The sequence below is a fragment of the Rhizobium sp. PAMB 3174 genome (assembly GCF_052908375.1).
Genome location: NZ_CM128608.1, coordinates 3428180 through 3440766 on the forward strand (window position 1 = coordinate 3428180; position 12587 = coordinate 3440766).

14 protein-coding genes are annotated in these 12587 nt (G+C 62.6%); 7 read left to right on the top strand and 7 right to left on the bottom strand.

The genetic code is table 11. The features are described from left to right. Positions 1 to 138: 138 nt before the first annotated feature. The 4 genes from pnp to ACU5AY_RS16545 all read left to right on the top strand — a co-directional run bounded on the left by pnp (position 139) and on the right by ACU5AY_RS16545 (position 5020). Positions 139 to 2274, top strand: a complete 2136-nt coding sequence (gene pnp / locus ACU5AY_RS16530; protein ID WP_446827022.1) for a polyribonucleotide nucleotidyltransferase — start codon at positions 139 to 141, stop codon at positions 2272 to 2274. Positions 2275 to 2397: 123 nt separating this feature from the next. Then, positions 2398 to 3417, top strand: a complete 1020-nt coding sequence (locus tag ACU5AY_RS16535; RefSeq protein ID WP_446827023.1) for a class I SAM-dependent methyltransferase — start codon at positions 2398 to 2400, stop codon at positions 3415 to 3417. A gap of 125 nt (positions 3418 to 3542) precedes the next feature. Beyond that, positions 3543 to 4565: an AraC family transcriptional regulator ligand-binding domain-containing protein gene (locus tag ACU5AY_RS16540; RefSeq protein WP_446827024.1), complete on the top strand. Its 1023-nt coding sequence runs from the start codon at positions 3543 to 3545 to the stop codon at positions 4563 to 4565. A gap of 44 nt (positions 4566 to 4609) precedes the next feature. Continuing rightward, entirely contained in the window at positions 4610 to 5020 is a 411-nt protein-coding gene (locus ACU5AY_RS16545) for a helix-turn-helix domain-containing protein (RefSeq protein ID WP_446825770.1), read from the top strand. 49 nt (positions 5021 to 5069) lie between these two features. Here ACU5AY_RS16545 and fabI read toward each other — a convergent pair whose 3' ends face one another. The 3 genes from fabI to fabA form a co-directional block, all read right to left on the bottom strand. After that, positions 5070 to 5876, bottom strand: coding sequence for an enoyl-ACP reductase FabI (gene fabI, locus ACU5AY_RS16550; RefSeq protein ID WP_446825771.1), 807 nt, complete (start codon positions 5874 to 5876; stop codon positions 5070 to 5072). 5 nt (positions 5877 to 5881) lie between these two features. Next, positions 5882 to 7105 (bottom strand): beta-ketoacyl-ACP synthase I, encoded by a 1224-nt coding sequence (gene fabB, locus ACU5AY_RS16555; protein WP_446829042.1) that lies wholly within the window; start codon positions 7103 to 7105, stop codon positions 5882 to 5884. Positions 7106 to 7193: 88 nt separating this feature from the next. Then, on the bottom strand, positions 7194 to 7709 hold the full coding sequence (fabA, locus tag ACU5AY_RS16560) for a 3-hydroxyacyl-[acyl-carrier-protein] dehydratase FabA (protein ID WP_446825772.1): 516 nt from the start codon (positions 7707 to 7709) through the stop codon (positions 7194 to 7196). 305 nt (positions 7710 to 8014) lie between these two features. Here fabA and irrA point away from each other — a divergent pair, with 305 nt between their 5' ends. Continuing rightward, positions 8015 to 8434, top strand: coding sequence for an iron response transcriptional regulator IrrA (gene irrA, locus ACU5AY_RS16565; protein ID WP_446825773.1), 420 nt, complete (start codon positions 8015 to 8017; stop codon positions 8432 to 8434). A gap of 38 nt (positions 8435 to 8472) precedes the next feature. Here the strand turns inward: irrA and ACU5AY_RS16570 are convergent, their stop codons facing one another. Beyond that, positions 8473 to 9108 (bottom strand): trimeric intracellular cation channel family protein, encoded by a 636-nt coding sequence (locus ACU5AY_RS16570; protein WP_446827025.1) that lies wholly within the window; start codon positions 9106 to 9108, stop codon positions 8473 to 8475. Positions 9109 to 9328: 220 nt separating this feature from the next. Here ACU5AY_RS16570 and ACU5AY_RS16575 point away from each other — a divergent pair, with 220 nt between their 5' ends. Next, positions 9329 to 9805 carry a hypothetical protein gene (locus tag ACU5AY_RS16575; protein WP_446827026.1) on the top strand — a complete coding sequence of 159 codons (477 nt, stop codon included), beginning with the start codon at positions 9329 to 9331 and terminating at the stop codon, positions 9803 to 9805. Between the two features lie 72 nt (positions 9806 to 9877). Here the strand turns inward: ACU5AY_RS16575 and ACU5AY_RS16580 are convergent, their stop codons facing one another. The 3 genes from ACU5AY_RS16580 to ACU5AY_RS16590 all read right to left on the bottom strand — a co-directional run bounded on the left by ACU5AY_RS16580 (position 9878) and on the right by ACU5AY_RS16590 (position 11510). Next, positions 9878 to 10594, bottom strand: coding sequence for an outer membrane protein (locus ACU5AY_RS16580; RefSeq protein ID WP_446827027.1), 717 nt, complete (start codon positions 10592 to 10594; stop codon positions 9878 to 9880). Between the two features lie 125 nt (positions 10595 to 10719). Further along, positions 10720 to 11352 carry a nucleoside/nucleotide kinase family protein gene (locus ACU5AY_RS16585; RefSeq protein WP_446827028.1) on the bottom strand — a complete coding sequence of 211 codons (633 nt, stop codon included), beginning with the start codon at positions 11350 to 11352 and terminating at the stop codon, positions 10720 to 10722. Next, the gene (locus tag ACU5AY_RS16590) at positions 11349 to 11510 is read right to left on the bottom strand and encodes a hypothetical protein (RefSeq protein WP_446827029.1); all 162 of its coding nucleotides are present in this window, start codon (positions 11508 to 11510) and stop codon (positions 11349 to 11351) included. The genes ACU5AY_RS16585 and ACU5AY_RS16590 overlap by 4 nt, the downstream gene beginning before the upstream one ends. A 60-nt stretch (positions 11511 to 11570) precedes the next feature. On the opposite strand from ACU5AY_RS16590, the gene ACU5AY_RS16595 reads away from it, so the two are divergent. Next, positions 11571 to 12587 carry an NAD(P)-dependent oxidoreductase gene (locus ACU5AY_RS16595; RefSeq protein ID WP_446827030.1) on the top strand — a complete coding sequence of 339 codons (1017 nt, stop codon included), beginning with the start codon at positions 11571 to 11573 and terminating at the stop codon, positions 12585 to 12587.

The window sequence follows — 12587 nt, forward strand, 5'->3', positions numbered from 1 at the left end:
CCCGCCAAGGGTGGGGGAAGTGACGAAAGCCTCCCGTTGTCTTGCCCGTGATGTGTCGCCCAAAAAGCGGAGCCTGACCATCCTGAAGCGCGCCACGCGCTTTGCCGGACGGTCGGGCCGCATATGTAAGGACAAGATATGTTTGAGACCCACAAGGTGGAAATTGAATGGGCGGGCCGCCCGCTCATCCTGGAAACCGGCAAGATCGCCCGTCAGGCTGACGGCGCCGTTCTGGCGACCTACGGCGAAACCGTCGTTCTCGCCACCGTCGTTTCCGCAAAGGCTCCGAAGCCCGGCCAGGACTTCTTCCCGCTGACCGTCAACTACCAGGAAAAGACCTACGCAGCCGGCAAGATCCCCGGCGGCTACTTCAAGCGCGAAGGCCGTCCGTCGGAAAAGGAAACGCTGGTTTCCCGCCTGATCGACCGTCCGATCCGCCCGCTGTTCCCGGAAGGCTACAAGAACGACACGCAGGTCGTCGTCACCGTCGTCCAGCACGACCTTGAAAACGATCCGGACGTCCTGTCGATGGTTGCCGCTTCTGCCGCGCTGACGCTTTCCGGCGTTCCCTTCATGGGCCCGGTCGGCGGCGCACGCGTCGGCTACATCAACGGCGAATATGTTCTCAACCCGCATCTCGACGAGATGGACGAAAGCGCCCTCGACCTCGTCGTCGCCGGCACGCAGGACGCCGTCCTGATGGTTGAGTCCGAAGCCAAGGAACTGAACGAGGACGTCATGCTCGGCGCCGTCATGTTCGGCCACAAGGGCTTCCAGCCGGTCATCGACGCGATCATCAAGCTCGCCGAAGTTGCCGCCAAGGAGCCGCGCGAATTCGAACCGGAAGATCATTCCGAACTCGAAGCCGAAATGCTGAAGCTCGCCGAAACCGAACTGCGCGACGCCTACAAGATCACCGAAAAGGCTGCCCGCTACGCCGCCGTCGACGCCGTCAAGGCGAAGGTCAAGGCGCACTTCCTGCCGGAAGAAGGCGAAGCCAAGTACACGGCCGAGGAAATCGGCGCGATCTTCAAGCACCTGCAGGCCAAGATCGTCCGCTGGAACATTCTCGACACCAAGAGCCGCATCGACGGCCGCGATCTCGAAACCGTCCGTCCGATCGTCTCGGAAGTCGGCATCCTGCCGCGCACGCACGGTTCGGCGCTCTTCACCCGCGGTGAAACGCAGGCGATCGTCGTTGCCACGCTCGGCACCGGCGAAGACGAGCAGTATGTCGACAGCCTGACCGGCATGTACAAGGAACGCTTCCTGCTGCACTACAACTTCCCGCCCTACTCGGTCGGTGAAACGGGCCGCATGGGCTCCCCGGGCCGCCGCGAAATCGGCCATGGCAAGCTCGCATGGCGCGCCATCCGCCCGATGCTGCCGACGGCGGAACAGTTCCCCTACACGCTGCGCGTCGTCTCGGAAATCACCGAGTCGAACGGTTCGTCCTCGATGGCGACCGTCTGCGGCACCTCGCTTGCTCTCATGGACGCCGGCGTTCCTCTGGCAAAGCCGGTTGCCGGTATCGCCATGGGCCTGATCCTCGAAGGCGACCGCTTCGCGGTTCTCTCCGACATCCTGGGTGACGAAGACCACCTCGGCGACATGGACTTCAAGGTTGCAGGTACCGCCGAAGGCATCACCTCGCTGCAGATGGACATCAAGATCGCCGGTATCACCGAAGAGATCATGAAGGTCGCACTCGGCCAGGCACAGGGCGGCCGCAAGCACATCCTCGGCGAAATGTCGAAGGCGATCAGCGAAGGCCGCGCCCAGCTCGGCGAATTCGCTCCGCGCATCGAAGTGATGAACATCCCGGTCGACAAGATCCGTGAAGTCATCGGTTCGGGCGGCAAGGTCATCCGCGAAATCGTCGAGAAGACCGGCGCGAAGATCAACATCGAGGACGACGGCACCGTCAAGATCGCCTCGTCTTCCGGCAAGGAAATCGAAGCGGCCCGCAAGTGGATCCATTCGATCGTCGCAGAACCGGAAGTCGGCGTGATCTACGAAGGCACCGTTGTGAAGACCGCCGACTTCGGCGCCTTCGTCAACTTCTTCGGTTCGCGTGACGGCCTCGTGCACATCTCGCAGCTGGCTTCGGAACGGGTTGCCAAGACCCAGGACGTCGTCAAGGAAGGCGACAAGGTCTGGGTCAAGCTGATGGGCTTCGACGAGCGCGGCAAGGTTCGCCTCTCCATGAAGGTCGTCGACCAGACGACCGGCGAGGAAATCCCGCAGAAGAAGAAGGAAGAAGCGGCCGAGTAATCGGCCCTCACCTCACATCATTCGAGGCGCGGGGCATATCTCCGCGCCTTTTCTTTATCCGGAGCGCTTCCGCCGAAACGGGACCGCTTGCCATTGTTGCCTGATGCAACCCGAGACACGCCCATGAGCCGCGACGCGCTGAAAACCCTTTTCCATCCCTTTGCCACCGACGTCATCGCCGCGCCGGGCGCAGACGCCCGTATCCTGTTCCTGGGCGCCGAGGCCGGCTTCCAGCGCCCTCAGGGCTTCGATGCGTCGATTGCCTGCGTGCAGGGCTTCCGGCCGCTCTACAACGCGCTGCAGCGCCAGGCGGGCGTCACCGTGACGCCGGAGATCGAAGGCGAAGGCTATGACGGTGCGCTGATCCTCTGCGGCAAGCATCGCGGCGCCAACGAAGCCTGGCTTGCGACCGCGCTGGAGCGCGTCGTGCCCGGCGGCATGATCGTTCTTGCCGGCGGCAAGGAGGACGGCGTGCAGCCGCTCAGAAAGCGCCTCGCCGCCCTCGGCTACGCACCGGAGCACATGCCGAAGTATCATGGCGTCGCCGTCTGGTTTGCCCGGCCCGAGGACATTTCCGGCGCGCTGAAGATCTTTTCGTCTTCTCCGGTTTCCGTCGAGGGACGCTTCAGGGCCGCGCCCGGCATGTTCTCGCATGACCGCGTCGATGGCGGTTCCGAACTGCTGGCCTCGCGGCTGCCGACCGACTTCGACGGCCTCGCCGCCGATTTCGCCGCCGGCTGGGGCTACCTTTCCGTGGCACTGGCCGACAAGTCGCCGGCGACGAAGCGGATCGACCTGTTCGAGGCCGACCACGCATCGCTGGAAGCGGCCAAGGCAAACCTTGCCGCCAATTGCCCGCGTCTCGCCACCCGCTTCTTCTGGCAGGATCTCGCCGGCGAGGCGGTCAAGGAGAAATACGATCTGGTGATCATGAACCCGCCCTTCCACGAAGGCCATGCGGCCGACCCGCTGCTCGGCCAGACGCTGATCAAGGCGGCAGCCGGCGCGCTTCGCAGCGGCGGGCGGCTGATGCTGGTCGCCAATCGCGGCCTTCCTTACGAGGATGTGATGGCGGCAAGTTTCCGGCAGTTCGGCGAGACATGCCGGAACGCCCGCTACAAGGTACTCTGGGGCGCCCGATAACGTTGCCTGCGGTATTAAGCGGTCTTTTCTGGGTGCAAGGTCAATCTCCGCACATTTGTTAGACTCGGCGGGATTTTAGGTTTACTTTTGACGTCAATCTGAATTCTTTTGGCGCCATTCAGTAGATGTCTAACAATATTGACCACCCTGAACCGACCGCTGCCGCGGGCCTTGCCTCGGCAATAGCGAAGCATGCGGAAGGCTACGGTATCAATATTGCGCCTCTGTGCACCAGCCTCGGCATCGACCCCGCCCAGTTCTCCGATATCTCCAGCCGGATCAGTATCGACCGGATCTGCCGGCTCATGGAGGCATGCGCCGTCATCAGCGGCGATGAGGCATTCGGCCTGAAATGCGCCTCCATCTTCACCCTCGGCTCCACCGGACCGTTTGGCTACGGGCTGATGACCGCACCCGATTTCCGGGCGATGGTAACCTTCCTCTGCGACAATATCCAGTTTGCAAGCGAGGTCGATACCATCACGATGACGGCCGACAGCCGCGGCATAGAAGCGGCCTGGACCTTCTCGCCGCTGATCCTCAAGCGGGATCAGTTTGTCGACATGTCGGTGGCACTGATCTTCCGCCATGTTCGTTCGATCGTCGGCGAGAAATCCGATCGCGTGCGCATCTGCCTGGAGCGTCCGCCACCCGAATCCGCAAGTGTTTTCAGGCAGCTGCTGAGCAAGCAGATCTCGTATGCGCACCCGAGAAACATCCTGTTTTTCCCGGCGGCCCTGCTTGACCTGAAAAACCCGCGGGCGGACCAGCGGCTGTTCGAGATGATGTCGCTACTCTGCCGGCAGATGATCCCCGAGAGCCGGCAGGCGACCGATTTCATTACCCGGGTCCGGCAGTATGTTCAGGCCAATACGGAGCGGGGAACCGACGGTATCGGCGACATCGCCAGACATTTCAACATTTCGCAGAGAACGTTGCAGCGGCGCCTTGCCGAGAGCGGCTACAGCCTCCAGAATCTGAAGGACGAGGAACGGCGACAACTCGGTTTCAGGCTCGTCACCAGCACCGATCTTCCCTTCAGCGAAGTCGCCTATCGCCTCGGATACTCGGCTCAAAGCGCTTTGACACGCTCTTTTCTCAGATGGTTTTCCGCCTCCCCCAGTCAGTTGCGCGAGAGCGCACGCTGACGCTGCACAGCGAAAACCGGTCGCGCCTCATAGGATTTCGCGACTTGTCAAAAGGTAAAACTCTGGCACGATCTGTGAAAGACGCAACGGAGGTCTATTCATATATGGGGACTTCAAAAAGCAACACGGCAATTCGCCGTGATTATCCTGGTGCCATGACGCGGACGAATGCCGGTCGGCCAGAGCCGGTGAGCTTGCCGGAATTAGGAAAGAACGCCCGAATGGCCAGCAAGGAACACGCGTCGTCTGCGGCGCCGTATCGTGATTTATCCGAGATTGAACGCACCTGCCTGAAGCTTGTCGCAGAGGGCAAGAAGAACGCGGAAATCTCGATTTCGATGAATATGACGGAACCGGACGTCAATACCGCCCTGACCGACGCCCAGAAGAAGCTCGGCGCCAACAATCGCCTGCATGCCGTCAGCCTGGCGCTGCTGCGCGGCGTCATCCGCTGAACGCAGGCACCGAGGGCCGTTACCGGCCCTCCCGTCCCCCTTTGAAAAACTAGTCCTTGTCGCTGGCGCGCAGGGCTTCGAGCGTCGGCATAGACGTGACGTTGTAACCCGCATCCACATAGTGGATTTCGCCGGTCACGCCACCAGACAGATCAGACAGCAGATAGAGCGCTGAATTGCCGACGTCCTCGATGGTGACGGTCCGGCGCAGAGGCGAATTCTTCTGCTGCCAGGACAGCATGGCTCGGGCATCGGCAATGCCGGCACCGGCCAGCGTGCGGATCGGGCCGGCGGAGATGGCGTTGACGCGCACCCCACGCGGACCGTAGTCGGACGCCAGATAGCGCACCGAGGCCTCCAGCGCCGCCTTGGCAACACCCATGACATTGTAGTTCGGCATGACGCGGACGGAGCCGCCATAGGTCAGCGTCAACATGGCGCCGCCGGGCTCCATCAGCTCGGCCGCCCGCTTGGCGATCTCGGTGAAGGAGAAGCAGGAGATGACCATGGTGCGGGAGAAATTGTCCCGGGTGGTATCGGCGTAAAGCCCCTTCAGCTCGTTCTTGTCGGAGAAGCCGATGGCGTGGACGACGAAGTCCAGCTTGCCCCAGCGTTCCTTGATCGCCTCGATGACACCGTCGACGGATGCGAGATCCTCGACGTCGCACGGCAGAAGGAAATCCGAACCGAGTTCGGCCGCCAGTGGCTTCACCCGCTTGCCGAGCGCCTCGCCCTGATAGGTGAAGGCCAGTTCCGCCCCCTGGGCGGCCAGCGCCTTGGAGATGCCCCAGGCGATGGAGTGGTTGTTGGCGACGCCCATGATGAGGCCGCGCTTGCCGTTCATGATACCGCTCATCGGCATTATCCCTCGTAACGCTGGAAGACGAGCGTGGCGTTGGTCCCGCCGAAGCCGAACGAATTGGACAGCACGGTATCGATCTTGGCGTTGTCGATGCGCTTGCGAACGACCGGCACGCCGGCAAATTCCGGATCAAGCTCGGTGATATGCGCGCTTTCGCCGATGAAGCGTTCCTGCATCATCAGCAGGCCATAGATGGCTTCCTGTGCGCCTGCCGCGCCCAGCGAATGGCCGGTCAGCGACTTGGTCGACTGGATGTGGGGCATCTTGTCGCCGAAGACTTCGCGGATCGCGCCGATTTCCTTCGAGTCGCCGACCGGGGTCGAGGTGCCGTGCGTGTTGATGTAGTCGACCTCGCCCTTAACGGTGGCGAGCGCCTGACGCATGCAACGCTTTGCCCCCTCGCCCGAAGGCGCGACCATGTCGTAGCCGTCGGAGGTGGCGCCGTAGCCGGTGATTTCCGCGTAGATCTTGGCGCCGCGGGCCTTGGCGTGTTCCAGTTCCTCGAGGATCAACACACCGGCGCCGCCCGCGATGACGAAGCCGTCACGCGACACGTCGTAGGCGCGCGAGGCGGTTGCCGGCGTGTCGTTGTACTTGGACGACATGGCGCCCATGGCGTCGAACAGGTTGGACATGGTCCAGTCGAGATCCTCGTGGCCGCCGGCGAACATCACGTCCTGCTTGCCCCACTGGATCATTTCCGCGGCGTTGCCGATGCAATGCGCAGAGGTCGAGCAGGCGGACGAGATGGAATAGTTGACGCCGTGGATCTTGAACCAGGTGGCAAGCGTCGCGGATGCCGTCGAAGACATCGCCTTCGGCACCGCGAACGGACCGACCCGCTTCGGGCTGCCGTTCTTGCGGGTCACGTCGGCTGCCTCGACGATCTGCTTTGTCGACGGTCCGCCGGAGCCCATGATGATGCCGGCGCGCTCGTTTTCGGCGTAGTCCTTTTCCTCAAGACCGGAGTCGGCGATCGCCTGCTTCATGGCCACGTGGTTCCAGGCGCCGCCCTGCGAGAGGAAGCGCATCGCGCGGCGATCGACCAGGTCGGTCGGATCGAGCGAGGGCTTGCCCCATACCTGGCAGCGGAAACCGTGCTCGGCAAAATCGGGCGAGAAGGAAATACCAGACTTCGCATCGCGCAAGGAGGACGTGACTTCCGCGGCGTCGGCGCCGATCGAAGACACAATCCCAAGACCCGTTACAACTACCCGTCTCATCATGGAGGACCTTTTCTTTTTACTGTGCCCGGACGGCCGGAAATGTCGGCCGGACCGGATCGTTCGCGTCAGCGGCGAAGGGTTGGCGTCAGGCCGCCTTTTCCTGGAACAGGCCGACCCGCAGGTCGGAGGCCTTGAACACCAGCTCGCCGTCAGCCTTGACCCAGCCGTCGGCAATGCCGAGGACCAGACGGCCGCGCATGACGCGCTTGAAATCGATTCCGAATTCGACAAGCTTCGTCTCCGGCGTGATCTGGCCGGTGAACTTGACCTCGCCTGTGGACAGGGCGCGGCCCTTGCCGGGCTCGCCGAGCCAGCCGAGGTAGAAGCCGGTCAGCTGCCAGAGCGCATCGAGACCAAGGCAGCCCGGCATGACCGGATCGCCTTCGAAATGGCAGGGGAAGAACCACAGGTCCGGCGTGATGTCGAACTCGGCGCGGGCAAAGCCCTTGTCGTTCGGTCCGCCGGTTTCGGAAATCTCGGTGATCCGGTGCAGCATGAGCATGGGCGGCAGGGGAAGCTGCGCATTGCCCTGGCCAAACATCTGGCCGTGGCTGCAGGTCAGGATTTCCTCATATGTATAGCTGGACTGTCGGGTACCCATGTTGTCTGCTTTCCCCCTCATTTTCTTGTCGGCAACGACACCATGTTTAAAGCGCGCCGCAAGCGATTTGAAGCGTTTCCGTCGGCACGGCACCTTTTTTCCGGGCGCCTGCACCGACGATCCTTGATCGGGCCCGCATACAGGAAGGCGAGGCCAACGGCCAGAGGCAATCGCTTCAATTTTTGGATTTCCGCCATTTTACCGGGCCTTTGGCCCCCTTGAACCTATTGAAAGCGCCGCTTGTTAAAGTTATATCCCAGAGACAAGTTTAACTGCTCGAGCGTTCGGGCTCCGGAGTTTTGTGGATGACCGCTGAAACCGATATGGGTTCAGAAACAAGATTGCGCAAGTGCGGGCTTCGTCCGACGCGTCAGCGGGTGGCGCTGGCCGAGCTTCTGTTCGCCAAGGGCGACCGTCACTTGACGGTGGAGGAGCTCCACGAGGAAGCCACCGACGCTGGCGTTCCGGTCTCGCTTGCCACGGTCTACAACACGCTGCACCAGTTCACCGAGGCCGGCCTGATCCGCGTTCTCGCCGTGGAAGGTGCCAAGACCTATTTCGACACCAACATCTCCGACCATCATCACTTCTTCGTCGAGGGCCGCAACGAGGTGCTCGACATTCCGGTCGGCAATATCAGCATCGACAATCTGCCGGAGCCGCCGGAAGGCATGGAAATCGCCCATGTCGACGTGGTAATTCGCCTGCGCCGCAAGGGCTGTTGACGCCCGGCCGGCTCAAACGGGGCCGGCGACCACCAGGATCACATGACATCATCGGGATGGCGGCCGGCACGCGCCTTGTAGGGCGGTATCGTCCAGCCGAAGGCCAGCGCACCGCCGCGCACGGCAAAGGCCGCCACGAAGCCGACCAGGGCAGCAACGGCAATCCCAAGGCCCGCCAGATCGGCAATGGTGAAGGCCATGGAGCCTGCCATGGCCGCGGTGATGTAGATTTCCGGCCTCAGAAGAATGCTCGGCTCGCCTGCCAGAACGTCGCGGATGATGCCGCCGACGGCTGCTGTCATGATGCCGGTGACAATGGCGATGACCGGCGATCCGGTGGCCGCAAGCCCCTTCGCCGCCCCCATGACGCAGTAGGCGGCAAGCCCGATCGCATCCAGCCAGACAAGCCAGCGATAGCGGGATTCGACCAGGTGGGCGGTGAAATAGATGAGCAGCGCGACAGCCACGCAGACGAGGATGTAGGACGGGTTCTCGACCCAGAAGATCGGACGAGAGCCGAGGATGATGTCGCGAAGCGTGCCGCCGCCGATGCCGGTGACGCAGGCCAGAAACAGGAAGCCGACGATGTCGAGCTGCTTGCGCGATGCGGCAAGGGCACCCGTGGCGGCAAACACGGCCACTCCGGCATAATCGAAAATCTGCAGCAACGGCATTTCCCCCTCCTCAGACGTGAGCCCGGCACAAGCCCCGGATAATATGCCTTTCCCCGCGGCACAAGCGCCAGGCCTCGATCGGTCACGCCCATCGGCGCCTGATGCCGAGAGCGGCGCCTGCCGCAGCAGTCTGCCCGAGGGAGCGGAGCATGATCGTCGGACCGGTTCGGTCCCGGTCCTGGAGCGCCGGGCAAGAAACGACCGAACGGAGATGAAGGCCATGCGCGTGCCTGTCCTTGCGATGCTGCAGATCGTCCTCATGCTTGTGGCGCCGGGGGCCGCGCTGGCGCAGCAGACGCCGGTTGCCGATCCGGAACTCTTCGAGATGAAACATTTCCGCAAGCTCTGCGGCCAGGTCGATTTCGGACCGGACTTCGTCAAAAAGACCGACTTCAACAATGACGGCATACCAGACATGATCGTCAATGAAGGAGAGATCAACTGCGACGGCCACGAGCAGTTCTACTGCGACGACGAGGGTTGCCCGTATAATTTCTACGTCCAGGGCAAGGAAGGCGGCTATATCCTGATCGCCACCGCCCGGCTCTACAGCTACGAGATGGTCAAGCGGTTCGGCAACATGGTCTTCGAGATGGAAATGCCGCCGAGCTATTGCGACCGGCAGCCCGACGAAGCGCGCTGCATCACGACCATCCGCGTGCGCGGCACGCGTTTCGTGACGCTGTTTTCGAAATAGATTGCCGGGAATAAAGGGACGGGAGCGGCCAGCCGCTCCCGTCAAACGTTTCCGAACGCCGGGCGAAGGGCGTCAGAAACGATACGTGATGCCGATGCGGGCGACGGTGGCGGAGAGCGTTCCGGTGATGCGTTCCGAGCCGGGCTCTTCACTTTCCCCGCCGGACGTCTCACCTTGGAAGCTATCCTTGCCGAAGTCGTAGTAGAGCGCCTCCGCACGGACCGACAGGTTAGGCGTGATCCCATATTCGGCGCCACCACCGACGACGTAACCGGTTTTGAAGTCGTGCCCACCGGAGGCATCCCTGAGAGAGTTGTGATGGGCTGTCCATGAGTATTTGCCGTCGGTGTAGGCAAGACCACCCGTGGCGTAGATCAGTATATTTTCCAAGGCGAACCCGACACGCGCGCGTGTTGAGCCGAGCAGACTCATGTCGAAGCTGCCCTCAAGGCCGTCGTAGCCTCCGACGCGCTTGTCTGAGGACGCGTGAAAGGAACCGAGTTCCGTTTCGGCGCCAAAGACAAAGTTTCCTGCCTGCCAGTTGAAGCCTGCAAAGCTTCCGATATTGGCAGCCCTGTCGCTCAGATTCACCGCAAAGGAAGTATCCGTGTTATATCCCTCGGTACGGCTGGTAATATCGCTCTTCGCCTTGCCGCCGCCGGCAAACGAACCTGCGTAGAAGCCGCTCCAGTTATAGGTGGCACCCGGTCCCAAAATGTCCTGCGCATAGGCGTGCGGACACGAGGCCGCGAACACCGCCGCAGCGGTGGCAAGCAACAACCTGTTCATTTCATTGTCCTTCTCGGTGAGTTGGCGCAACCTATGCGAACAGGTGGCCCGCCTTCAATGGCGAAGGCGGGATGCTCCCAAAATTGGACAGTTGATTGCTGCGAGATGCCGCCGGGCGACGCGGTTCAGCTTGCCGAAACGACGTAATCCGGGTCCACGCTGCCGGTCAACACCCGCCGGCCGTTCGGCAGGTCGTTGCCATCGATCTTGTCGATCAGAGCCTGGCCGGTCAGCGCCTTCCAGCGATCCTCAAGGCGCGCGCGCAAGACCGCCTCCGGTTCCTCGATCATCACCGTGATGTCGTAGCAGTCCTTCAAGTCGCGCCAACGATCCTCCTCGAGGAGGAGATAATTGCCCTCGGCGATCAGATAGCGGACCTCGCGGCCGATCATGCGCGCACCGGCGCGGGCGATCTCGATCGAGCGATCGAAGACGGGAACGGCGATCTCCGGCTCGTCATTGGCCTTCAGCCGCAACAGCATGTGGCGGAAGCCGGCGACGTCGAAGGTCTCCGGCGCGCCCTTGCGGGGCCTAAGCCCGCGCGGTACCAGCACCATGTCGTCGTAGTGATAACCGTCCATCGGCAGGACGGCAGCACTTCCGGCCTCCATGGCGTTCAGTCGTTCGACGAGCGCCTCGGCAAGCGTCGACTTTCCGGATCCCGGCGGCCCGGCAACCGCGACGATGATGCGATTGCCGGAAGACGCATTCCTGATGATCCCGACGAGCTCGTCGACCGACACGGATTGTCTGCTCATGGTGCCTCTATTGTTATGCCTGCCCGCTTTGCCGCCTCGGCCAGATACGGAATGCCCTTGGCGACAACGTCATCCAGATTGTCGGCCACCGGACGCCAGACTGCAAGCCCGCCGGCGAGCTCGGGGGCGACACGATGCCCGCTTTGTGTTTCTGACACGGCAATACATCACCATTCTTTTTTTGTAGGATGCCGCAAAACGCATTCGGGAGGAAAAGCATGCGCATCATTCTGGATCCGGCGCCGCGCACGGCCGCCGAGATTTTCGACGCGGAAGACTATCGCCGGCTGATGGCCGAGCATGACGTCGTGGCCTACGAGGGCGGCGACCGGGAGGCGTTCTACAGTCGCCACCTGCCCGACTGCGAAATCCTGATGAGCCAGCAGCCGATGGACCATGCCCGACTCGCCAGCGCACCGAAGCTGAAGGCGATCTTCAACGTCGAGACCAATTTCCTGCCGAACATCGACTATGACGCCTGCTTCGCCCGCGGCATCCATGTGCTGGCACCGAGCGGCGTGTTCGCCCTGCCGGTCGCCGAAATGGGCCTCGGCATGGCGATCTCGCTGGCGCGCGGCATTCACAGCGAGCACAAGCGCTTTGCCGAAGGCAGCGAGCGCTACGGGCTGGAAGGCAATGGCGAGGCGGAACTGCTGACGGGCTCGGAGTTCGGCTTCATCGGCTTCGGCGATCTCGGCCGCGCGCTCTTCGCGCTGCTGCCCGGCTTCCGCCCGAAGACGATCCGCGTCTTCGATCCGTGGCTGCCGGCCGGCCATCTGGAGCGCATCGGCGTGACACCGGCGAGCCTTGACGAGGTGCTGACGAAAAGCCGGTTCGTCTTCGTCGTCGCCTCGATCACCACGGAGAACCAGCATCTTCTGAATGCGAACAATCTGCCGAAGATGCAGAAGGGCGCGTCGCTGATCCTGCTGTCACGCGCCGCGGTCGCCGATTTCGAGGCGGTCGGCGAGCTCGTGCGCTCAGGCCATATCCGCTTTGCGACCGATGTCTTCCCGGAGGAGCCGGTCGCGCCAGACGACCCGGTGCGCGCGCTTCCCGGCACGCTGCTTTCCCCGCACCGCGCCGGAGCGCTCACCAGCGCGCTTCAGGACATCGGCCGTCGCGTGCTGGAGGATGTCGGCCAGATCGCCAAGGGTCTGCCGCCCGTCAGCTGCCGCCGCGCCGAACGCGAAACCGTCATGCGCCTGCGCAGCAAGCCGGTGGACAAGACGTGA

Bases quoted from the DNA above. Each gene is read 5' to 3' on its own strand.
- fabI (WP_446825771.1), bottom strand. From the start codon at position 5,876: ATGAGCGGTATCATGAACGGCAAGCGCGGCCTCATCATGGGCGTCGCC.
- irrA (WP_446825773.1), top strand. From the start codon at position 8,015: ATGACCGCTGAAACCGATATGGGTTCAGAAACAAGATTGCGCAAGTGC.
- ACU5AY_RS16570 (WP_446827025.1), bottom strand. From the start codon at position 9,108: ATGCCGTTGCTGCAGATTTTCGATTATGCCGGAGTGGCCGTGTTTGCC.
- fabB (WP_446829042.1), bottom strand. From the start codon at position 7,105: ATGAGACGGGTAGTTGTAACGGGTCTTGGGATTGTGTCTTCGATCGGC.
- ACU5AY_RS16595 (WP_446827030.1), top strand. From the start codon at position 11,571: ATGCGCATCATTCTGGATCCGGCGCCGCGCACGGCCGCCGAGATTTTC.
- ACU5AY_RS16580 (WP_446827027.1), bottom strand. From the start codon at position 10,594: ATGAACAGGTTGTTGCTTGCCACCGCTGCGGCGGTGTTCGCGGCCTCG.
- fabA (WP_446825772.1), bottom strand. From the start codon at position 7,709: ATGGGTACCCGACAGTCCAGCTATACATATGAGGAAATCCTGACCTGC.
- ACU5AY_RS16575 (WP_446827026.1), top strand. From the start codon at position 9,329: ATGCGCGTGCCTGTCCTTGCGATGCTGCAGATCGTCCTCATGCTTGTG.
- ACU5AY_RS16535 (WP_446827023.1), top strand. From the start codon at position 2,398: ATGAGCCGCGACGCGCTGAAAACCCTTTTCCATCCCTTTGCCACCGAC.
- ACU5AY_RS16540 (WP_446827024.1), top strand. From the start codon at position 3,543: ATGTCTAACAATATTGACCACCCTGAACCGACCGCTGCCGCGGGCCTT.
- pnp (WP_446827022.1), top strand. From the start codon at position 139: ATGTTTGAGACCCACAAGGTGGAAATTGAATGGGCGGGCCGCCCGCTC.
- ACU5AY_RS16585 (WP_446827028.1), bottom strand. From the start codon at position 11,352: ATGAGCAGACAATCCGTGTCGGTCGACGAGCTCGTCGGGATCATCAGG.